The organism is Streptomyces sp. NPDC057939, assembly GCF_042887545.1.
Classification (GTDB): Bacteria; Actinomycetota; Actinomycetes; order Streptomycetales; family Streptomycetaceae; genus Streptomyces.
Genome location: NZ_JBHVPG010000027.1, coordinates 70,051 through 90,990 on the forward strand (window position 1 = coordinate 70,051; position 20,940 = coordinate 90,990).

At 73.1% G+C, this 20,940-nt stretch carries 18 protein-coding genes; 14 read left to right on the top strand and 4 right to left on the bottom strand.

Annotation, left to right across the window (positions count from 1 at the left end):
* Positions 1–238: 238 nt before the first annotated feature.
* Complete coding sequence (locus tag ACFVS6_RS26310) at positions 239–634, bottom strand: hypothetical protein (protein ID WP_389707475.1); 396 nt, start codon at positions 632–634, stop codon at positions 239–241.
* A 161-nt stretch (positions 635–795) separates the two neighbouring features.
* Between ACFVS6_RS26310 and ACFVS6_RS26315 the strand changes: the two genes are divergently transcribed.
* On the top strand, positions 796–1,638 hold the full coding sequence (locus ACFVS6_RS26315; protein WP_389707477.1) for a MurR/RpiR family transcriptional regulator: 843 nt from the start codon (positions 796–798) through the stop codon (positions 1,636–1,638).
* 10 nt (positions 1,639–1,648) lie between these two features.
* Here ACFVS6_RS26315 and ACFVS6_RS26320 read toward each other — a convergent pair whose 3' ends face one another.
* Positions 1,649–3,043: a diaminopimelate decarboxylase gene (locus ACFVS6_RS26320; RefSeq protein WP_389707536.1), complete on the bottom strand. Its 1,395-nt coding sequence runs from the start codon at positions 3,041–3,043 to the stop codon at positions 1,649–1,651.
* A gap of 104 nt (positions 3,044–3,147) precedes the next feature.
* Here ACFVS6_RS26320 and hutU point away from each other — a divergent pair, with 104 nt between their 5' ends.
* The 8 genes from hutU (at position 3,148) to ACFVS6_RS26360 (ending at position 13,117) form a co-directional block, all read left to right on the top strand.
* Positions 3,148–4,833 (top strand): urocanate hydratase, encoded by a 1,686-nt coding sequence (gene hutU / locus ACFVS6_RS26325; RefSeq protein ID WP_389707479.1) that lies wholly within the window; start codon positions 3,148–3,150, stop codon positions 4,831–4,833.
* Between the two features lie 65 nt (positions 4,834–4,898).
* Positions 4,899–6,089 (top strand): allantoate amidohydrolase, encoded by a 1,191-nt coding sequence (locus ACFVS6_RS26330; protein WP_389707538.1) that lies wholly within the window; start codon positions 4,899–4,901, stop codon positions 6,087–6,089.
* Entirely contained in the window at positions 6,086–7,429 is a 1,344-nt protein-coding gene (locus ACFVS6_RS26335; protein ID WP_389707481.1) for a formimidoylglutamate deiminase, read from the top strand. Before ACFVS6_RS26330 ends, ACFVS6_RS26335 begins: the two co-directional genes overlap by 4 nt.
* Before the next feature lie 119 nt (positions 7,430–7,548).
* A complete protein-coding gene (gene hutI, locus ACFVS6_RS26340) occupies positions 7,549–8,727 on the top strand; it encodes an imidazolonepropionase (protein WP_389707483.1) in 1,179 nt (392 codons plus the stop codon).
* A gap of 190 nt (positions 8,728–8,917) precedes the next feature.
* The gene (locus tag ACFVS6_RS26345; RefSeq protein WP_389707484.1) at positions 8,918–9,622 is read left to right on the top strand and encodes an LPXTG cell wall anchor domain-containing protein; all 705 of its coding nucleotides are present in this window, start codon (positions 8,918–8,920) and stop codon (positions 9,620–9,622) included.
* A gap of 17 nt (positions 9,623–9,639) precedes the next feature.
* Entirely contained in the window at positions 9,640–10,635 is a 996-nt protein-coding gene (locus tag ACFVS6_RS26350; protein ID WP_389707486.1) for a hypothetical protein, read from the top strand.
* The gene (locus ACFVS6_RS26355; protein ID WP_389707488.1) at positions 10,632–11,747 is read left to right on the top strand and encodes a neocarzinostatin apoprotein domain-containing protein; all 1,116 of its coding nucleotides are present in this window, start codon (positions 10,632–10,634) and stop codon (positions 11,745–11,747) included. Before ACFVS6_RS26350 ends, ACFVS6_RS26355 begins: the two co-directional genes overlap by 4 nt.
* 62 nt (positions 11,748–11,809) lie before the next feature.
* Complete coding sequence (locus ACFVS6_RS26360) at positions 11,810–13,117, top strand: hypothetical protein (protein WP_389707540.1); 1,308 nt, start codon at positions 11,810–11,812, stop codon at positions 13,115–13,117.
* A 70-nt stretch (positions 13,118–13,187) separates the two neighbouring features.
* Here ACFVS6_RS26360 and ACFVS6_RS26365 read toward each other — a convergent pair whose 3' ends face one another.
* On the bottom strand, positions 13,188–14,702 hold the full coding sequence (locus ACFVS6_RS26365; protein WP_389707490.1) for a peptide MFS transporter: 1,515 nt from the start codon (positions 14,700–14,702) through the stop codon (positions 13,188–13,190).
* A gap of 471 nt (positions 14,703–15,173) precedes the next feature.
* Here ACFVS6_RS26365 and ACFVS6_RS26370 point away from each other — a divergent pair, with 471 nt between their 5' ends.
* Entirely contained in the window at positions 15,174–15,851 is a 678-nt protein-coding gene (locus ACFVS6_RS26370; RefSeq protein WP_361598543.1) for a response regulator transcription factor, read from the top strand.
* Positions 15,852–15,881: 30 nt separating this feature from the next.
* Positions 15,882–17,147 carry an ATP-binding protein gene (locus ACFVS6_RS26375; RefSeq protein ID WP_389707492.1) on the top strand — a complete coding sequence of 422 codons (1,266 nt, stop codon included), beginning with the start codon at positions 15,882–15,884 and terminating at the stop codon, positions 17,145–17,147.
* 46 nt (positions 17,148–17,193) lie between these two features.
* Here ACFVS6_RS26375 and ACFVS6_RS26380 read toward each other — a convergent pair whose 3' ends face one another.
* On the bottom strand, positions 17,194–17,724 hold the full coding sequence (locus ACFVS6_RS26380) for a GtrA family protein (RefSeq protein ID WP_389707494.1): 531 nt from the start codon (positions 17,722–17,724) through the stop codon (positions 17,194–17,196).
* A 241-nt stretch (positions 17,725–17,965) separates the two neighbouring features.
* Between ACFVS6_RS26380 and ACFVS6_RS26385 the strand changes: the two genes are divergently transcribed.
* From ACFVS6_RS26385 to ACFVS6_RS26395, 3 genes are read left to right on the top strand one after another with little or no spacing between them, the layout of a single operon-like run.
* On the top strand, positions 17,966–19,084 hold the full coding sequence (locus ACFVS6_RS26385) for a 5-(carboxyamino)imidazole ribonucleotide synthase (RefSeq protein WP_389707542.1): 1,119 nt from the start codon (positions 17,966–17,968) through the stop codon (positions 19,082–19,084).
* Positions 19,081–19,617: a 5-(carboxyamino)imidazole ribonucleotide mutase gene (gene purE / locus ACFVS6_RS26390; RefSeq protein WP_389707496.1), complete on the top strand. Its 537-nt coding sequence runs from the start codon at positions 19,081–19,083 to the stop codon at positions 19,615–19,617. The genes ACFVS6_RS26385 and purE overlap by 4 nt, the downstream gene beginning before the upstream one ends.
* Positions 19,614–20,792, top strand: a complete 1,179-nt coding sequence (locus tag ACFVS6_RS26395) for a dipeptidase (RefSeq protein ID WP_389707498.1) — start codon at positions 19,614–19,616, stop codon at positions 20,790–20,792. Before purE ends, ACFVS6_RS26395 begins: the two co-directional genes overlap by 4 nt.
* Positions 20,793–20,940: the final 148 nt, after the last annotated feature.

The window sequence follows — 20,940 nt, forward strand, 5'->3', positions numbered from 1 at the left end:
CACCGGGTGACCGGGAACCCGACCGGCACCACGAACGGCGTCGGCGCGCCTCCGGAGCGGCTCCCGGACCACGCGGACGCCCAAGGACGCGGACGGCCCTGACCCGGCCCGTGTCCCACGCGGGGACCGCCGTCGTCCCGCCCCCCGGGCGACCGGGGGTGCGGCGGTCCCCGCGCAAGCTTCCCTCCGGAGCACCGGAGCGGCCCGGAGCGGCCCGCCGGTCAGCCGGCGGGCCCGGTCATTCGGCGGGGCCCTTGCCGCGGCCCCCGAAGCCCTTCCTGGACGCGTGGATGAAGTTCACGCCGAGGATCCCCGCCCAGGCGACGAGCAGCCCGCTCAGGTGGGCCTGCGTCGCGGCGATGGCCGACAGGGGGATGGCCAGCACGAGGGTGATCACGGCGAAGCCGAAGCGTTCCCCGAAGTTGCCGACGGCCGTCACGGCCGGATCCGGGGAGCCGCCGCGGGCCGCGAGCAGGCGTTCCTCCGCGAGTCGACGGCGCACCTGCGTGTCGACCTTCTCCACGAACGATTCCACCAGCGCCGCCTCGTACTCCGGCCCGAGCTCCCGCCGGGCGTCGAGGGTGGCGCCGAGTTCCTTCTTCAGGTCTTCGGCCTGGGGGGAATGGGCTGTCATACCCCCCACGGTAGGAACCGGGACGCGTTCCGGCACTGGGGCTACCCCCCGTATCGGAGGGTCCGGATCGCGGTCGCGGCTTGCCCCGCTGCATAACCACATGCAGAGTGCACCGTGACTGAATATCTCACCGGTGACGGGACGGAACGGAGGGGACGGCGATGAGTGACGGCCCGGCCGCACGGCTGCAGAAGCTGTTCGAGGGGCACCGGCTGACGCCGACCCAGCGGCGGATCGCCCACTGCATGGTGCGCGGGGCGGCCGACGTGCCGTTCCTGTCCAGTGTGGAACTCGCCGAGCTGGCCGGGGTGAGCCAGCCGTCCGTGACCCGGTTCGCGGTGGCCCTCGGGTTCGACGGCTACCCGGCCCTGCGCCGTCACCTGCGCGAGGTGGCGCCCGCCGGGCAGGAGCCGGCGCCACGGGAGGACTCGTACAACGAGTACCAGCAGGCCGTCCGGGGCGAGATCGAGAACCTGACGCGGCTCGCCGAGATGCTGGCCGACCCGACGCCCGTCGAGGAGGCCGGCCGGCTGCTCGCCGCGTCGGCGCCGCTGCCGGTGCTGGGGCTGCGGGCGGCGTCCTCGCAGGCCCGCGGCTTCGCGTACTTCGCCGCCAAGGTGCACCCGGACGTACGGCTCCTCGACGAGGCCGGTTCGATGCTCGCCGACCGCATCGACGCGGCCGCCGGGGCCGGGGCCACGGCCCTGCTGTGCTTCGCGCTGCCCCGCCACCCGCGCGAGGTCGTCGAGGCGTTGGACCACGCGCGGGCCGCCGGGCTGACCGTGGTGACCGTCGCCGATTCGGCGTTCGCGCCCGTCGCCCGGCACTCGGACCTGCTGATCCCGGCGCCCGTCGGCACCGGGCTGGCCTTCGACACCGCGTGCGCGCCGATGCTGCTGGGCCGGGTGCTGCTGGAGGCGATGGCCGACGCCCTGCCCGACGCCCAGGCCCGCCTGGAGGCCTTCGACGCCGGGGCCGCCGCCCGCGGGCTCTTCGTCGAGTAGCCCCGTACGGTCAGGAGCCCGCCGGGGCGTGCCGCGGGTCGCCGCCCGCCTCCGCGACGATGTCGGCGAGGGACTGCGCGGCGCGGAGCGGGGTGAAGCGCACCGACCCGGCCCCGGCGCCCGTGGGGTCGAGCGTGAACGCGTGCACGGCCGGCCGGGGCAGGCTGTTGTAGCCGTAGTGGGCGGTGAAGAAGTACGCGCCGGTGTCCGGTACGGCGATCAGGTCGCCCGGCGCCAACTCCGGCAGCTCGCGGGCGGTGGCCAACAGGTCCCCCGCGAAGCAGGCGGGGCCCGCGACGTCCTGGGCGAGGAGCGGCCCCGACTTCGGGGCGCCCTTGGCGTCGTGGGCGAGGATCCGCAGCGGCCAGTCCTGCGGGGCGTACACGGTGCGGGTCGCCAGTTGGACGCCCGCGTGGGTCAGCGCGACGGGCCGCCCCCCGGTCGTCTTCGTGTACTCGACGCGGGCCAGCACGAGCCCCTGCTTCGCGAGCAGGGACCGACCGAACTCCGTCACCAGCCCGTACGAGCCGTCGAACAGGGCGGGCACGGCACCGCGCAGGGTCGCGACGTACTGCCCGAACGTCGGGGACGTGGCGTCCGAGGTGAAGTCGACCGGCAGGCCGCCGCCGATGTCCAGGGTGTCGACCTGTCGGCGCCCGGCCGCCGCGTTGATCTCCTCGGCGAGCGCGTGCAGCTCCCGTACGCCCCGGGCGATGTGCGCCGTCGGCACGCCCTGCGAACCCGAGTGGACGTGCAGCCGCGTCAGCCACGGCCGGTCCAGGAAGGCCCGCACGAGCCATTCGCGCGCCCCCGGGTCGCGCAGCGGCACCCCGAACTTGGCGGTGGCGGTGGCCGTGGACAGGGCGCCGATGCTGCCCGGACCGGTCTGCGGGTTGATCCGGACGCCGATCGCGGACCCCGCCGGGGCCGCCGGTACGAGCACGTCGAGCCGCTCCAGCTCCTGGCGGTTGTCGGCGTTCACGGCGACCCCGAGGGTAAGCGCCTCCCGCAGCTCGGCCACCGTCTTGGCGGGGGAGTCCAGGACGATCCGGTCGGCCGGGAGCCCCGCGGCGCGGGCCAGGGCCAGCTCGCCCGGCCCGGCCACCTCGCAGCCGATCCCCTCGGCGGCGAGCAGTCGCAGGACCGGGACGAGCGGGGTCGCCTTGACCGCGAAGGTGTGCAGGACGGGCGTGCCGGGGGCCGCGGCGGCCGCGAACGCGGCGGTCAGCGCGGCGGCGGAGGCGCGGATCCCGTCGGCGTCGAGCAGGCACACCAGCGGCTCGTCGTCCTCGCCCCCGCCGATCAGGCCCGCCTCGACGGCGGCCCGTACGACCAGGTCGCGGCGGGCCGCGGGGTCGTCCGTGGGGGGCGGCGTGCGGGTCGGGGGGTGCGTTTCGGCGGCCATGTCAGCCATCCCACCACCGGGCGGCTCCGCCCGCAGCTGTTGACTGGATCTATTCATGACGCGAGGATGTGAATGGATTGACCAACACCGGAGGAGGCACCGCCATGTCAGGACCCCGCCCCGTACGGGCAGCGCGAGGCACCGAGCTCAGCACCCTGGGATGGCAGCAGGAGGCCGCCCTGCGGATGCTGCAGAACAACCTCGACGCCGAGGTCGCCGAGCACCCGGACAAGCTGGTGGTCTACGGCGGCACCGGCAAGGCGGCGCGCGACTGGCGCTCGTACGACGCGATGGTCCGCACCCTGCGCACCCTCAAGCAGGACGAGACGATGCTCGTCCAGTCGGGCCGCCCGGTCGGCGTCATGCAGACCCACGAGTGGGCGCCGCGCGTCCTGCTGGCCAACTCCAACCTGGTCGGCGACTGGGCCAACTGGGAGGAGTTCCGCCGCCTGGAGCACCTCGGCCTCACCATGTACGGGCAGATGACCGCCGGATCGTGGATCTACATCGGCACCCAGGGCATCCTCCAGGGCACCTACGAGACCTTCGCCGCCGTCGCCGCCAAGCTGCATTCGATCGGTAAGGGAGGGGCCGACGGGACCCTCGCCGGCACCATCACCCTCACCGCCGGCCTCGGCGGCATGGGCGGCGCCCAGCCGCTGGCCGTCACGATGAACGACGGCGTCGCGATCTGCATCGACGTCGACCCGCGCGCCATCGACCGCCGCATCGAGCACCGCTACCTCGACGTCAAGGCCGACAACCTGCGCCACGCCCTCCAGCTGGCCGTCGAGGCCCGCGACGCCCGCAAGCCGCTGTCCATCGGCCTCCTCGGCAACGCCGCCGAGCTGCTCCCGCAGATGCTCGCCGAGGGCGCGCCGATCGACATCGTCACCGACCAGACGAGCGCCCACGACCCGCTCGCCTACCTGCCCGTCGGCGTCGCCTTCGACGACATGGCCGACCTGGCCGCCAAGGACCCGGCGGGCTTCACCACCCGCGCCCGCGAGTCCATGGCCAAGCACGTCGAGGCGATGGTCGGCTTCATGGACGCGGGCGCCGAGGTCTTCGACTACGGCAACTCCATCCGCGGCGAGGCCCAGCTGGCCGGCTACGACCGCGCGTTCGCCTTCCCCGGCTTCGTCCCCGCCTACATCCGGCCGCTGTTCTGCGAGGGCAAGGGCCCCTTCCGCTGGGCCGCCCTGTCCGGCGAGGCCTCGGACATCCACAAGACCGACAAGGCGATGCTGGAGCTGTTCCCGGAGAACGAGTCCCTGCACCGCTGGATCAAGATGGCGGGCGAGCGGGTCCACTTCCAGGGCCTGCCCGCGCGCATCTGCTGGCTCGGCTACGGCGAGCGCGACAAGGCCGGCGAGCGCTTCAACGAGATGGTCGCCGACGGCACCCTCGCCGCGCCCCTGGCCATCGGCCGCGACCACCTCGACTGCGGTTCGGTCGCCTCCCCGTACCGCGAGACCGAGGCCATGCTCGACGGCTCCGACGCCATCGCCGACTGGCCGCTGCTCAACGCCATGGTCAACGTCGCCTCCGGCGCCTCCTGGGTCTCCATCCACCACGGCGGCGGCGTCGGCATGGGCCGCTCGATCCACGCCGGCCAGGTCACCGTCGCCGACGGCACGGCGCTCGCCGGCGAGAAGATCCGCCGCGTCCTCACCAACGACCCCGGCATGGGCGTCATCCGGCACGTCGACGCGGGCTACGACATCGCCGAGACCGTCGCCGACGAGCGTGACGTCCGCGTCCCGATGCGGGAGGGCGATTCCGCGTGAGCAACGGTTCCTTCCCCGGCCCCCGGGGCGAGACCCCGGGGGCCGGGGGGGCCGGTTTCCACACCATGTGGGCCGACCTCGCCCCCATCGGCCGCCACCCGGACTCCGGCGGCTACCGCCGCTACGCCTGGACCGGCGCCGACGCCGACTGCCGCACCTGGTTCCAGGAGCAGGCCCAGGCGCGCGGCCTGACGTACGAGACCGACCGCAACGGCAACCAGTGGGCCTGGCTCGGCGACCCCCTCGCGGGCGACGCCGTCGTCACCGGCTCCCACCTGGACTCCGTCCCCGACGGCGGGGCCTTCGACGGCCCGCTCGGCGTGGTGTCCTCCTTCGCCGCCCTCGACGAGCTCCGCGCCCGCGGCGCACGCCCCACCCGGCCGCTGGCCATCACCAACTTCGGTGACGAGGAGGGCGCCCGCTTCGGCCTCGCCTGCGTCGGCTCCCGGCTCGCCGCCGGACAGCTGACCAAGGAGAAGGCGTACGAACTCCGCGACGCGGACGGCATCAGCCTGCCCCAGGCCATGGAACAGGCCGGCTACGACCCGGAGACGATCGGCGCCGACCCCGAACGCCTCGCCCGGATCGGCGCCTTCGTCGAACTCCACGTCGAACAGGGCCGCGCCCTCGACCTCTCCGGCGACCGCGTCGGCATCGCCTCCGCGATCTGGCCCCACGGCCGCTGGCGCTACGACTTCCACGGCGAGGCCAACCACGCGGGCACCACCCGCCTGGTGGACCGCCGCGACCCGATGCTCACGTACGCGGCGACCGTCCTGGCCGCCCGCCAGGAGGCCGTCCTCGCGGGCGCCGTCGCCACCTTCGGGAAGATCTCCGTCGAACCCAACGGGGTCAACGCCATCCCCTCCCTCGTCCGCGGCTGGCTCGACTCCCGGGCCGCCGACCAGGCCACCCTCGACACGGTCGTCACCGCCATCGAGAAGGCCGCACGCGAACGCGCCGACCAGGACGGCATCGACCTGGCCGTCGTCCGCGAGTCCTTCACCCCGGTCGTCGAGTTCGAGCACGCCCTGTGCGACGAGATGAACCGGATCCTCGGCGGTTCCGTCCCCGTCCTGGGCACCGGCGCGGGACACGACGCCGGAATCCTCTCCGCGACCGTCCCGACCGCGATGCTGTTCGTACGCAACCCCACCGGCGTCTCGCACTCCCCGAAGGAGTTCGCCGCCGAGGACGACTGCGAGGCCGGGGTCCTCGCCCTCGCCGACGTACTGGAAGGACTGGCGTGCAGGTGACCGCGCCCACGACGTACTGGCTGGAACACGCCTGGCTCGGCACCCACGTCGAGCCGGGCGTCATCCTGACGACCGGCCCGGACGGCCGGATCACCGACCTGCGGACCGGCGCCGACACCCCGCCCCCCGGGGCGGAGGTACTGCGCGGGCTGACCGTCCCCGGCCTGGCCAACGCGCACTCCCACGCCTTCCACCGGGCCCTGCGCTCCACCGTCCAGGTCGGCTCCGGCACCTTCTGGACCTGGCGCGACTTCATGTACAAGGTCGCCCAGAACCTCACCCCGGACACCTATTACGCGCTCGCCCGCGCCGCTTACGCGGAGATGGCCCTCGCCGGCATCACCAACGTCGGCGAGTTCCACTACGTCCACCACGCCCCCGGCGGCGCGCCCTACGCCGACCCCAACGCCATGGGCGAGGCCCTCATCGAGGCGGCCGCCGCGGCCGGCATCCGCATCACCCTCCTCGACACCGCCTACCTGTCGGCCGGCTTCGGCGAGGCCCCCAACGCGCACCAGTTGCGGTTCTCCGACGGCACCGCCGACGCCTGGGCCGAGCGCGCCTCCGCCCTCAAGAGCGGCGGCCACGCCCGCGTCGGCGCCGCGATCCACTCGGTGCGCGCCGTCCCCGCCGACCAGCTGGCCACCGTCGCCCGCTGGGCCGAGGAGCGGGGGGCACCCCTGCACGTCCACCTCTCCGAGCAGACCGCGGAGAACGACGCCTGCCGGGCCGCCCACGGCCGCACCCCGACCCAGCTCCTCGCCGATCACGGCGTCCTGGGCCCGCGCACCACCGGCGTCCACAACACGCACCTCACCGACGCCGACATCGCCCTGCTCGGCGGCACCACCACCGGCACCTGCATGTGCCCCACCACCGAACGCGACCTCGCCGACGGCATCGGCCCGGCCGCCCGCCTCCAGCACGCGGGCAGCCCGCTGTCGCTCGGCAGCGACAGCCACGCCGTGATCGACCTGCTGGAGGAGGCACGCGCGATGGAGCTGAACGAGCGCCTGCGCAGCCGCACCCGCGGCCACTGGACGGCCAACGCCCTGCTGACCGCCGCCACCGCCGACGGCCACGCCGCCCTCGGCCTGCCCGACGCCGGCCGCCTGGAGGTCGGCGCGCTCGCGGACTTCACCACGATCGCCCTGGACTCCGTCCGGACGGCCGGAGCGGTGCCGCGACTCGGCGCCGAGACGGCGGTGTTCGCGGCGACGGCCTCGGACGTCCGGCACACCGTGGTCGCGGGCCGCCACATCGTCCGCGACGGCGCCCACACCCTCGTCCCGGACGTCCCGTCCGCCCTGTCCGAGTCCATCGCGGCCCTGCGCGCCTGACCCGCCGTCCCGGCCCCGACCCGGTCCGGGCACGCCCGAGCCCCTCCCGGCGCCACGGCGGCCCCGCCCGGGAAACGGCGACAGGGCGGGGCGGCGGGAGGAACCCCCCGAGAGGAACCATGACCACCACCGTCATCACCAACATCGGCAGCCTCGTCACCAACGACCCCGCCGCGGGCGACGGCTCCCCCCTCGGCCTGATCGAGAACGCGGCCGTCGTCATCGAGGGCGACCGGATCGCCTGGACCGGCCCCGCCGCGGACGCCCCCGCCGCGGACACCGCGTTCGACGCGACGGGCCGCGCCGTCATCCCCGGCTTCGTGGACTCCCACTCGCACCTCGTCTTCGCCGGCGACCGCACCGCCGAGTTCAACGCCCGCATGTCCGGCCGCGCGTACTCCGCCGGCGGCATCCGCACCACCGTCGCCGCGACCCGCGCCGCCACCGACGCCGAGCTGGAGGCCAACCTGCTGCGCCACCTCCACGAGGCCCGCCGGCAGGGCACCACCACCTTCGAGACCAAGTCCGGCTACGGCCTGACCGTCGCCGACGAGGCCCGAGCCCTGCGCATCGCCGCAGCGCACACCGAGGAGGTCACCTACCTCGGCGCGCACATCGTCTCCCCCGACTACGCCACCGACCCGGCGGCCTACGTCGACCTCGTCACCGGCGACATGCTGACGGCCTGCGCCCCGTACGCCCGCTGGGTGGACGTCTTCTGCGAGAAGGGCGCCTTCGACGGCGACCAGGCACGCGCCATCCTCACCGCGGGCGCCGCCGCCGGGCTGATCCCGCGCATCCACGCCAACCAGCTCTCGCACGGGCCCGGCGTCCGGCTCGCCGTGGAGCTCGAAGCGGCCTCCGCCGACCACTGCACCCACCTCACCGACGCGGACGTCGACGCTCTCGCCCAGGCTGCCGCGACCACGGTGGCCACGCTGCTGCCCGGTGCCGAGTTCTCCACCCGCGCGCAGTGGCCCGACGCCCGACGGCTGCTGGACGCGGGCGCCACCGTCGCCCTGTCCACGGACTGCAACCCCGGCTCCTCCTACACCAGCTCCATGCCGTTCTGCATCGCCCTCGCCGTGCGGGACATGGGCATGACCCCCGACGAGGCCCTGTGGTCCGCCACCGCCGGCGGCGCCCGCGCCCTGCGCCGGGACGACATCGGGACGCTCACCCCCGGCGCCCGCGCCGACCTGGCCCTCCTGGAGGCCCCCAGCCACGTCCACCTCGCCTACCGCCCGGGCGTCCCGCTCGTCTCCGCGGTGTGGCAGCGCGGGGTCCGCGCCGCCTGAGACGAGGGGGCGCGACCGCCCGGACCGGCCTGCGACCGGCCCGGATCGGCGTTGGACCGGCCGGAAACAGTACGGCCGAAAGACCGCCGATCCGGGCCGTCCCGTGTCTTCCCTCCGTAAGGCCCCGGGCGTACCTTGAGCCACCAATCTGATGTGTCGTCAGTAACTTGTGGCCGAGGGGAAGACGAAGGTGTCCGACCGGAAACGATCCACCGCGCTCGCGCTGGCATCCGCGGCGGCCGCATCGGCGGTCCTGCTCGCCGCCCCAGCGGCCCACGCCGACGTGATCGACGTCGAGTACAACTGCCGGACCCCGATCGGGGACAAGTCGGCGGTCTCGCCCATCGACATCAAGGCCGTCAAGGAGGGCGACGGCTACAAGCTGACGATGTCCTTCCAGAAGGGCGTCTCCTCCAGCCCCATCGAGCTGGGCAAGGGCGCCATGAGCCCCAGCGCCGTCATCCTGGCCGACGGGGCGGAGAAGGCGCAGGTGCCGGTCTCCGGCGCGCCCAACCCCGAGGCCGTGCCCGCCAACACCCCCATCAGGATCACCGACCTCTCGGGCACCTACACCCCGAAGAAGAGCGGCAAGGTCACCTTCACCGCCGGTGTCCTCACCATCAAGGCCATGGGGACCACCACCACCTGCACCCCCGGCAACAGCCCCAAGCCGTCCCTCGAACTGGAGGTCACGGCGGCCGGCGGCGCCAAGGAGCAGCCCGCCCCGCCGCCCGGCGCCGGTCAGGGCTCCACCGCCGACACCCTCCCGCAGACCGGGCCCGCCGAATCCGCCATCGCGCTCGGCACCCTCGGCGCCACCGTCGTGCTCTCCGGCGCCGCCGGCGTGCTCTGGCTGACCCGGCGCGGCCGGCAGGCCCGGCGGACCCGGTCCTGAACGGAGCAGCCCCGGCCATGCCCGTGCTCCCCGTCCCCCGCCGGCCCGGCGCCGCCGCGCGGCTCGGCGTCGTGCTCCTCGCCGCCGCCGCGCTCCTGTGCGGCGCCCCGACCGCCGCCGCCGACGAGCCCGGTTGGACCGTCGAACCGGCGTCCGGCCGGGCCGGCGCCGCCCGTCCGTACTTCTACCTCGCGGGCACCCCCGGAGCCGTACTGGAGGACCGCCTCGCGCTGGCCAACCCCTCCGACCGGGAGCGCACCGTCACCCTGCGCGGGGCCGACGCCGACAACACGGCGGACGGCGCCCTCGCCGTGCGCCCCGCCCGGGAGTCGGTCGACGCCGGTTCCTGGATCAGCTTCGGCGGCTCCGCCACGGTGCGGATACCGCCCCGCACCCGGGCGGTGGTCCCGTTCACGGTGACCGTGCCGCCCGCCTCGTCCCCCGGCGACCACCCGGCCGCCGTCGTCGCGGCCGAGGGCGGCCGGGAGGCGGCCGTACGGGTCCATCTGCGGGTCGGCGGCCCGACGGTGTCGGCCCTCACCGTCGAGGACGTCGCCGTACGCGGCCGGGGCGCGGCCGCCGTCGTCGCGTACACCCTGGTCAACCGGGGCAACGTCGCCCTCGCCCCCGAGCTCGCGATCCGCGCCGACGGCCGCTTCGGCGAGGTGCCCGGTCGCGCCGCGCGCGCCCTGCCGGTGGAGCTGCTGCCCGGCCGGCGGGTCGAGCTGACCGAACCGTGGCCCGGCGCGCCGGTCCTCGACCGGGTCTCCCTCACCGTCACCGTCACCGCGTCCGGCGCCGTCCCGGCCACCGCCACCGCCACCGCGTGGTTCGTGCCGTGGAACCTGGTCGCCCTCACCGGCGGCGGTCTGCTCCTGCTCGGCGCCACCGCGGCGGCCGCGCTGTTCCTCGTCCGCCGCACGCGGGGCGCCCCGGCCGACCCGCCGCCCCCGGAACCCGACGTCGCGCCGGGCCGGTCACCGCACCACGAGCTGACGGGAGCATCCAGGTGAGCCGCACCGCGGGCGCGAAGGCCCGATCCCTCCTCGCGGCGGTCCTGGCGACGCTCGCCCTGGTCCTGCTCCCCGCGGCGGCGCCGGCCGTCGCCGACGAGGGCAGGGCCGCGGCGGCGCTCTCCCTCCAGGAGGCCGCCAAGGGCACCGAGATCACCGTCACCGGCACCGGCTGGCGGGCCAAAACCATGGTCATGCTGCTGGTCTGCGGCCAGAACATGATCGGCGGCACCAACAGCTGCGCCAACGCTGACGGCGCCGCCGTCGCGGTCGCCGCCGACGGGGGCTTCACGGCCCGGCTCCAGGTCGTCGCACCGCCCAAGCCCTGCCCCTGCGTGGTCAACGTGGCCTCCGTCAACGGGGACGGGTCCACCGTCGCCCTCCCGCTGAGGATCACCGACCACGAGAGCGCGCCGCTGCCCGCCGAGTCCGGGACGGCCCGGCTCGCGGTCCTCACCGGGGTCCGGCTCCGGGGCGAGGACGGGGTGCTGACCTGGTTCGGCGCCCCTGCCGGCCGCCGGTTCACCGTCACCGTCGGGAACCTGGGCTCGGCCCCCGTCAAGGACCCCGTCTTCCAACTCGGAACCGCCCGCGGGGTGTTCGCCCCGACCTGGGAGGAAGCCCGGTGGAAGGGCACCATCGCGCCCGGCGGCAAGGCCGAGATCGGCCTGGACGTGACCCTGCCCGCCGGAGCCCATGGCGACCACACCGTCTCCCTCAAGTACGGGGACACGGTGCTCGCGACCCAGCCGTGGGGCGTGGACCGCCCGTACGGGGTCCTGCTGTTCCGGGGCCTGCTCCTGGTGGTGGTCCCGACCGCGCTGTTCCGGGTCGGCATGGCCGTCGTCGACCGGTTCCGACCGCACACCACTACACCCGCCGGCGGCCGCCACCGGGGCGCGAAGGCCCTTGACGCGGCCACCGCGGTGACCGCCCGGCTGCCGAGGATCCCCGCCGGCCGGGGCCCCGCGCCGGCCGCCCCCCAGACCCCCACGGCGGTCCTGCCGTGGTTCACCCCCGAGGAGCAGGTGCCGGCGCGGGACGCGCCGGCGGAGCAACCGCAGACATCCGCACCGTCCGATCAAAGTCCGACAACGAAGGGACATTCGTGAACACCCAACGGAGGGCGAGCGCGGCCCTGGTCGCGCTGCTGCTCGGCGGCGCGGGCATCGCCATGGCGGCTTCCCCCGCCCAGGCCGCCGATGCCACCTACAAGGTCAAGTGCGTACCGCCCGCGGGCGGCGGCGACCCGGTGGAGGGCGAGAGCACCGTCAAGATCACGGCCCCGGCCACGGCCAAGGTGGGCGACGAGGTCGACGTGTCGTGGGAGACCGTCAAACCCGCCTCCAACAACACCGACCTCATGGTGATCCCGAAGGACTCCGTGGTGCCCACCGGCTGGTTCACGGTCGGCGGGGGAGGGGGCGAACTGAAGGTCGTCGGGGAGAAGAAGAACCCGGAGATCCCGAAGAAGGCCCCCATGGTCATGTCGACGATGAAGGGCAAGCTGAAGCTGACCAAGGCGGGCAAGGTCACTCTGACGCCGGGCCGGTACGAGGTCGCCGTCTCCTTTCCCTTCGGCACCTTCGTCACCAAGTGCGCCCCGGTGGGCACCGTCTCGGGAGGCGCCACCATCGACGTCGCCGAGGGCTCCACGGGCGGCGCGACCACGGGCGGCGCGACGACCGGCGGGGCGACGACCGGCGGTGCGACCACCGGTGGTGCGACGACCGGTGGTGCGACGACCGGCGGGGCCACCACAGGCGGCGCGACGACCGGTTCCACGACCGGCGGCGCGACCACGGGCTCCACCACCGGCGGCGGAGGCGGACAGACCGACTTCCCGGGCAAGGCCGTCGAGGTCGCCTTCGACTGCGGTCCGGTCGTCCCCGGCGGCATCAAGACCCCGGTGACGATCAACGCCAAGAAGAGCGGCGGCGACTACCAACTCACGGTGAAGACCGCCAAGGGCGCGATGGCCGCCCCCATGGCACTGCCGGCCGGCGCGCTCAAGCCGTCGATGAACGTCAAGCTGGGCGGCGCCGACTCCGGCACGGTCAAGGTCTCCGGCCCGGCGAACGCCGATCCGATCCCCGACAAGGCCCCGGTCAGCCTCAGCGACATGACCGGCACCTACAAGCCCGGGAAGTCGGGCAAGGTGACGCTGAGCCCCGACCAGCTGACGATCGACGTCACGATGGCCCCGGGGTCCACCCCGATCAACGTGCCCTGCAAGGCGGCCAGCAGCGGCGTCTCGCTGGAACTGGACACCGCCGCCCAGCCGGGCGGCAGCGGCTCCACCACGGCCGGCACCACCGGAGCCACCGGCGGCGGTTCCGCCGCCTCGGGCGGGCTCGCCGAGACCGGCGCGGAGGACGAGGGCGGCATCAAGGCCCTCGCCCTCGTCGCCGGCACGGTGATCCTGCTCGGCGGCGCCGTCTTCGCCTTCACCCCGTGGCGCCGCCTGCGCGGCACGAGGTAGGCACCCCGTACGACGGAACGGCCCGGCACGCCTTGCGGCGTACCGGGCCGTTCTCATGCGCGGGGGTGCGTCAGTGGACGCTGCCCATCAGGGCCTGGACCCGCTTGCGGTACATGTAGACCGCGAAACCGGCGCCCGCGGCGAGCGCCGCCTGCATGCCGATGATCCAGGTCCCGTTCAGGTCCACGCCGGCGAGCGACAGCAGACCCGTGGTGCAGTCACCGGCGGTGACCGCGAGGAACCAGACGCCCATCATCTGGGAGGCGTACTTCTGCGGGGCCATCTTCGTGGTGACCGACAGGCCGACCGGGGAGAGGCACAGCTCGGCGATGGTCTGGATCATGTAGATCGAGACCAGCCACATCGGCGACACCTTGGTGCCGTCGGAGGCCATGCTCATCGGGACGACGAAGACGAAGAACGAGCCACCCACCAGGACGAGGCCCATCGCGAACTTCACGATGGTGTTCGGCTCCTGGTTCTTGCGCGCCAGCCACAGCCACATCCAGGCGAAGACCGGGGCCAATGCCATGACGAACAGCGGGTTCAGCGCCTGGTACCAGGTGGTGGACGGGTCCCAGCCGAAGAGCGTGCCGGTCTTGGAATCGGCGAACAGCGACAGGGTCGAACCACCCTGGTCGTAGATCATCCAGAAGACGGCGGCGGCGATGAAGAACCAGATGTACGCGGACATCTTCGACTGCTCGGGGGCCGAGAGGTCCTTGTCGCGCTTGATGCGGGCCAGGACGACGACCGGGATGATCAGACCGGCGATGGTGATCGGGTACAGCGCCCAGTTGATCGTGAACATGCCCATGGCGGTCACGGTGCCGTAGAAGGCGGCGACGATCGCGATGGCGATGACGGCCTTGACGACGATGCCGTTGCGCTCGGTGGCGGACAGCGGGTTCGGGACGACGCTGCTCTGCGGGCTCAGGGTGCGGCCGAAGACCAGGAACACCACCAGGCCGAGGCCCATGCCGATCGCGGCGAGCAGGAAGCCGAGGTGCCAGTTGACGACCTCGCCGACGGTGCCGATCAGGAACGGCGCACCGAAGGCACCCAGGTTGATGCCGACGTAGAACAGCGTGAAGCCACCGTCACGACGCGGGTCGTCCGCACCCTTGTACAGGTGGCCGACCATCGTGGAGATGTTGGCCTTCAGCAGACCGGAACCTATGGCCACCAGCAACAGACCGACGAAGAACGCGATCTGGCCGGGCAGCGCCAGCGCCACGTGACCGGCCATGATCACGAAGCCGGCGATGGCGACGGTCTTGCGGGCGCCCCAGACGCGGTCGCCGAACCAGCCGCCGGGCATGGCCATGAGGTAGACCATCGCCACGTACACGGAGTAGATCGCCGTGGCCGCGCCCATCTTGAAGCCCAGGCCACCGCCCTGGCTACCGGTCGCGGCGTCCGTACCGCCGGAGACCAGGTACAGGACGAGGAGCGCACGCATGCCGTAGTAGGAGAAGCGCTCCCACATCTCGGTCATGAACAGCGTGGCCAGGCCGATCGGGTGGCCGAAGAGGGTCTTCTCGTGAGCTGGGCTCGGAGAAGCCGTCGTCAGGCTGGAAGCCATGGTCGATCCTTGCTTGCTCGGGACGCTCGGCTTCGTGAGCCGAACAGCGCCCGGTGGGGGGTGGCCGGCACCGGCGACGGATGTCCCACCCCACGCCCGGGGTCTCGACCTCCGGGATGCCGGAGGCGAAGGGTCAGTCGTAACCGGGATCCACGCCCAGCACGCAGCGTCGCGCGCGGGGCCCGGCCCACAGGTCATTCACTGTCATCTGGGTCGGAGCAATCCGACCAGAGCAGAATTTGAGGTCCTTGACTCGCTTTTCGGCACAAGGATCCCCGGAGTAGTGCATGAGGCGTCTCGCCACCATACGACACGACACTGCGGCATATGGAAGGACTTGAGAGATGGATCACAGGTTCCGAGGGAACCGTTTGACCATATTCGAAGGCGTCGGGTCGTACACAAGCACAGATAGCGAGGGGCCCGCATGAGGGCCTCTCCTTTGACCCGCCGCGGACTAACATCACCCACATGACGCGTGTACTGCTCGCCGAGGACGACGCTTCCATCTCGGAACCCCTGGCCCGCGCCCTGCGCCGGGAGGGCTACGAGGTCGAGGTCCGGGAGGACGGCCCCACCGCCCTGGACGCCGGACTCCAGGGCGGCATCGACCTCGTCGTCCTGGACCTCGGCCTGCCCGGAATGGACGGCCTGGAGGTCGCCCGCCGGCTGCGCGCCGAAGGCCACGGCTTCCCGATCCTGGTCCTGACCGCCCGTGCCGACGAGGTCGACACCGTCGTCGGCCTCGACGCCGGCGCCGACGACTACGTCACCAAGCCCTTCCGACTCGCCGAGCTGCTCGCCCGCGTCCGGGCCCTGCTGCGGCGCGGCGCCGCCGAGACCGCCCAGCCCCCCGCCACCCACGGCGTGCGGATCGACGTCGAGTCGCACCGCGCCTGGATGGGGGAGGAGGAGCTCCAGCTCACCGCCAAGGAGTTCGACCTCCTGCGCGTCCTCGTCCGCGACGCCGGCCGGGTCGTCACCCGCGACCAGCTGATGCGCGAGGTCTGGGACACCACCTGGTGGTCCTCCACCAAGACCCTCGACATGCACATCTCCTGGCTCCGCAAGAAGCTCGGCGACGACGCGGCCAACCCCCGCTACATCGCCACCGTCCGCGGCGTCGGCTTCCGCTTCGAGAAGAGCTGACCCCACGCCTTCCTAGGGCATCCTCTAAGGATGCGCCGCCGCCTGATCAACTCCACGCTCGCCGTGGTGCTCGTCGTGATCGCCGTGTTCGGGGTCTCCCTGGTCATCGTGGAGACCCGGACCATCACCAGCAGTGCCCAGGACCGGATCGGGTCCGAGGCCCTGCGGCTGCTCGGCATCGTCGAGGCGGACGCACTGGAGCGCAAACCCATCGACGCCGCGGCCCTCGCCGAACAACTGGACCTCGGTACGTACGCCCGCATCACCGTCCCCGGACAGCAGGTCGTGGAGGTCGGGCAGCGCATCGACGGCAGCGTCATCCGCGGCACCGCGAGCGGGGAGCAGGGCGAGAGCGTCATCGTGGAGGAGACCCGCTCCACGGTCACCAAGGAGGTCGGGCGGACCCTGGCCGTGGTCGGCGCGGTGGCCCTGCTCGCCGTCGTGGCGGCCGTCCTGCTCGCCGTGCGCCAGGCCAACCGGCTGGCCTCCCCGCTCACCGACCTCGCCGAGACCGCCGAGCGCCTGGGATCGGGCGACCCACGACCCCGCCACAAGCGGTACGGAGTACCCGAACTGGACCGGGTCGCGGACGTGCTGGACGCCAGCGCCGAACGGATCGGACGGATGCTCACGGCTGAACGGCGCCTCGCCGCCGACGCCTCCCACCAGCTGCGCACCCCGCTGACGGCCCTGTCGATGCGGCTGGAGGAGATCACGGTCACCGACGACCTGGAGACCGTGCGGGAGGAGGCGACGATCGCCCTCACCCAGGTGGAGCGGCTCACCGACGTCGTCCAGCGGCTGCTCACGAACTCGCGGGACCCGCGGACCGGCTCGGCGGTCCCCTTCGACCTCGACGAGGTCGTCAAACAGCAGGTGGAGGAGTGGCGGCCGGCCTACCGCAGCGCCGGGCGGGCCATCGTGCGCTCGGGAAGGACGGGCATGCGCGCCGTGGGCACGCCCGGGGCGGTCTCCCAGGTCCTGGCGACCCTCGTGGAGAACGCGCTGATGCACGGGGGCGGCACGGTCGCGCTGCGCACCAGGGTCACGGGCAACCAGGCCGTTCTGGAGGTCACCGACGAGGGTCCCGGCGTCCCGCCGGACCTCGGCAACCGGATCTTCGAGCGGGCCATCAGCGGCCGCAACTCCACGGGCATCGGCCTGGCCGTCGCCCGGGACCTCGCCGAAGCGGACGGCGGCCGGCTGGAACTGCTCCAGACCCAGCCGCCGGTCTTCGCCCTCTTCCTCAGCACCACCGCTCCGGAAGGGACGGAACCGGCGCGGACGGTGCGGTGAGGTCGGGAGGAGCCGTACGAGGCGGAGCCGTACGGGAGGAGCCGTACTAGTTGGTGGCCGCCGGCTCCGGGGCGAGCGCGGTCACCGGCGCCTCGTGGCCGTCACGCTGCTCGACGACCAGCGAGGGCGCGGCCGGGGTGGGCAGGGCCTTGAAGACCCAGGTCCGGTAGGACCAGAAGCGGAAGACGGTCGCCACGCCCATGCCGAGGAACTTGAACACGTTGTTCTGCAGCGAGCTGTCCCAGCCGAACCCGTACGTCGCCGCGTACAGCACACCGCTCTCGATGACCATGCCGATGCCGCTGAACAGCACGAACAGGAACATCTCGCGCCGCCGACCGCCGAGGTCGCGGTCGCGGTAGGTGAAGTAGCGGAAGCCGATGTAGTTGGTGACGATCGCCACCACGATGGCTATGACGTTCGCGCGCACGGTCTGGAGGTCGGTCGTGCTCCGGAGCAGGTTGAACACACCGAAATTGACCAGGACACCCAGGCCACCGACCGCGCCGAACTTGATGACCTCCCGGGCGAGGCCGCGGAAGCGCTCGGTCAGCGGTGCTGCTTTCGGCGTGCTCATGTGATGGTTCAGTCCCTGTCCGTCGTCGTCGCCACTCGTTGAGGCGTCACTCGATCTCGTCAACCCGTTCATGGTAAGTGTCGCCCGCGGGCTCCGTCCGTGCGTTGGCACCCCTTGCGACGCACGGCACACGGCCCCTCGGGCGGAACCGACGGGTCCGCCCGGGGGCCGGCGACGATGCGGGTCCGGATGGCGGAATACCGACGGATACCCTGGAGTGGTGACGTTCCCGGTAGTCGGCATGGTCGGCGGCGGACAGCTCGCCCGCATGACCCACGAGGCGGGCATCCCCCTCGGCATCAAATTCAAGATCCTCAGTGACACCCCACAGGACTCGGCGGCCCAGGTCGTGAGCGACGTCGTCATCGGCGACTATCGCGACCTGGAGACGCTCCGTGCCTTCGCGCGCGGCTGCGACGTGATCACCTTCGACCACGAGCACGTGCCCATCGCACACCTGCGGGCCCTGGAAGCGGACGGCATCCCCGTCCGACCGGGGCCCGACGCGTTGGTGCACGCCGCGGACAAGGGGGTGATGCGCGCCCGCCTCGACGAGATCGGCGCGCCCAGCCCCCGCCACCGGATCGTGAGCGATCCGGCGGACGCGGTCGCCTTCGCGGACGAGGGCGGCGGCTTCCCCATCATCCTCAAGACGGTGCGCGGCGGATACGACGGCAAGGGCGTGTGGTTCGTCCGCACCCCCCAGGACGCGGAGGCCCCGTTCAAGGCGGGCGTCCCGGTCCTCGCGGAGGAGAAGGTCGAGTACGTCCGCGAACTCGCGGCGAACATCGTCCGTTCCCCGCACGGCCAGGCCGTCGCCTATCCCGTCGTCGAATCCGTCCAGGTCGACGGGGTCTGCGACACGGTGATCGCCCCCGCCCCGAACCTCTCGGAGGAGCTGGCGGGCGAGGCCCAGGCGCTCGCCCTGCGCATCGCCAAGGAACTCGACGTGACCGGCCACCTGGCCGTGGAACTGTTCGAGACCACCGACGGCCGCATCCTCGTCAACGAACTGGCCATGCGCCCGCACAACAGCGGGCACTGGACCCAGGACGGCGCGGTCACCTCGCAGTTCGCCAACCACGTCCGAGCCGTCCTGGACCTCCCCTTGGGCGACCCGCGCCCGCGGGCCCGCTGGACGGTCATGACCAACGTGCTCGGCGGGGACTACCCCGACATGTACGCGGCGTACCTGCACTGCATGGCCCACGACCCCCAGCTGAAGATCCACATGTACGGCAAGGACGTGAAACACGGCCGCAAGGTCGGCCACGTCAACACCTACGGCGACGACCTGGACGATGTGCTGGAGCGCGCACGTCACGCAGCCGGCTACCTCAGAGGAACGATCACGGAATGAGCATCCCCACCGCCGGCCCCGTCATCGGCATCGTCATGGGCTCGGACTCCGACTGGCCGGTCATGGAGGCCGCCGCCAAGGCACTGGACGAGTTCGAGATCCGCTACGAGGTCGACGTCGTCTCCGCCCACCGGATGCCGCGCGAGATGGTCGCGTACGGCGAGCAGGCCGCCGACCGCGGCCTCAAGGCGATCATCGCCGGGGCGGGCGGCGCCGCCCACCTGCCCGGCATGCTGGCCTCGGTCACCCCGCTGCCGGTCATCGGCGTCCCCGTGCCGCTGAAGTACCTCGACGGCATGGACTCCCTGCTGTCGATCGTCCAGATGCCCGCCGGGGTCCCCGTCGCCACCGTCTCCGTCGCCGGAGCGCGCAACGCCGGGCTGCTCGCCGTCCGCATGCTCGCGGCCCACGACCCCGAGCTGCTCGCGCGGATGCGCGACTTCCAGCAGGAGCTCAACGACCAGGCCACCGAAAAGGGCAAGCGGCTCCGTACGAAGGTCGCCGGCGCGGACTCCTTCGGATTCGGCAAGTGAGCGCGGCGGACCTGCTCGGGCAGGCCCGGGAGCTGCTCGCCGCGCACCCGGTGGTCGACGGGCACAACGACCTGCCGTGGGCGCTGCGCGAGCAGGTCCGCTACGACCTCGACCGACGGGACATCGCCGCCGACCAGAGCGCCCACCTGCACACCGACATCCCCCGGCTGCGGGCCGGCGGCGTCGGCGCGCAGTTCTGGTCCGTCTACGTCCGCTCCGACTACACCGGTGACCGGGCGGTCAGCGCCACGCTGGAACAGATCGACGCGGTCGAGCAGCTGATCGCGCGTTACCCGCGGGACCTGCGGCTCGCGCTGACGGCGGACGACATGGAGGCGGCCCGCGCCGAGGGTCGGATCGCCTCGCTGATGGGGGCCGAGGGCGGCCACTCCATCAACAACTCCCTCGCCACCCTGCGGGCCCTGCACCAGCTCGGCGTGCGGTACATGACGCTGACCCACAACGACACCATCGACTGGGCGGACTCGGCTACCGACGAGCCCCGGCACGGCGGCCTGAGCGACTTCGGCCGCGAGGTCGTCCGCGAGATGAACCGCGTCGGCATGCTGGTGGACCTCTCGCACGTCGCCGCGACGACGATGCGCGACGCCCTCGCGGTCTCGGCCGCGCCGGTGATCTTCTCGCACTCCTCGGCGCGGGCCGTCTGCGACCACCCGCGCAACGTCCCCGACGACGTCCTGGAACTGCTGCCGGCCAACGGCGGCGTCGCGATGGCCACCTTCGTGCCGAAGTTCGTCCTCCAGGCGGCCGTCGACTGGACGCTGGCCGCCGACGAGAACCTGCGCGCGCACGGTTTCCACCACCTCGACACCACGCCGGAGGCGATGGCCCTGCACCGGGCCTTCGAGGAGACGCACCCGCGTCCCGTCGCCACGCCCGCCACGGTCGCCGACCACCTGGACCACATGCGCGAGGTCGCCGGCGTCGACCACATCGGCATCGGCGGCGACTACGACGGCACGGCCTTCACCCCGGCCGGCCTGGACGACGTGTCGGGCTACCCGAACCTGATCGCGGAGCTCCTCTCCCGCGGCTGGTCGACCCCCGACCTGGCGAAGCTGACCTGGTCGAACGCGGTACGGGCACTGCGCGACGCGGAATCGGTGGCCGCCGACCTGTCGGCGACCCGGGGCCCGTCGAACGCCCACCTCTGACCCGGCCCCCCGGCGCCGGGGGGCCGGGCCCGGCCCGGGGGCCGGGGGAACCCGCGCCCCGGGCCGGCCCGACCGGCCGGGCGACGGGGTGGGCCGGGCGACCGGGCGGGCCGGGCGACCGGGTGGTCGGGGCGACGGGGAACACCCG

Coding starts and splice junctions, on each gene's coding strand:
- purE (WP_389707496.1), top strand. CDS start 19,081: ATGAGCATCCCCACCGCCGGCCCCGTCATCGGCATCGTCATGGGCTCG.
- ACFVS6_RS26315 (WP_389707477.1), top strand. CDS start 796: ATGAGTGACGGCCCGGCCGCACGGCTGCAGAAGCTGTTCGAGGGGCAC.
- ACFVS6_RS26310 (WP_389707475.1), bottom strand. CDS start 634: ATGACAGCCCATTCCCCCCAGGCCGAAGACCTGAAGAAGGAACTCGGC.
- ACFVS6_RS26385 (WP_389707542.1), top strand. CDS start 17,966: ATGGTCGGCGGCGGACAGCTCGCCCGCATGACCCACGAGGCGGGCATC.
- ACFVS6_RS26365 (WP_389707490.1), bottom strand. CDS start 14,702: ATGGCTTCCAGCCTGACGACGGCTTCTCCGAGCCCAGCTCACGAGAAG.
- hutI (WP_389707483.1), top strand. CDS start 7,549: ATGACCACCACCGTCATCACCAACATCGGCAGCCTCGTCACCAACGAC.
- ACFVS6_RS26370 (WP_361598543.1), top strand. CDS start 15,174: ATGACGCGTGTACTGCTCGCCGAGGACGACGCTTCCATCTCGGAACCC.
- ACFVS6_RS26330 (WP_389707538.1), top strand. CDS start 4,899: ATGTGGGCCGACCTCGCCCCCATCGGCCGCCACCCGGACTCCGGCGGC.
- ACFVS6_RS26375 (WP_389707492.1), top strand. CDS start 15,882: ATGCGCCGCCGCCTGATCAACTCCACGCTCGCCGTGGTGCTCGTCGTG.
- hutU (WP_389707479.1), top strand. CDS start 3,148: ATGTCAGGACCCCGCCCCGTACGGGCAGCGCGAGGCACCGAGCTCAGC.
- ACFVS6_RS26320 (WP_389707536.1), bottom strand. CDS start 3,043: ATGGCCGCCGAAACGCACCCCCCGACCCGCACGCCGCCCCCCACGGAC.
- ACFVS6_RS26360 (WP_389707540.1), top strand. CDS start 11,810: ATGGCGGCTTCCCCCGCCCAGGCCGCCGATGCCACCTACAAGGTCAAG.
- ACFVS6_RS26380 (WP_389707494.1), bottom strand. CDS start 17,724: ATGAGCACGCCGAAAGCAGCACCGCTGACCGAGCGCTTCCGCGGCCTC.
- ACFVS6_RS26350 (WP_389707486.1), top strand. CDS start 9,640: ATGCCCGTGCTCCCCGTCCCCCGCCGGCCCGGCGCCGCCGCGCGGCTC.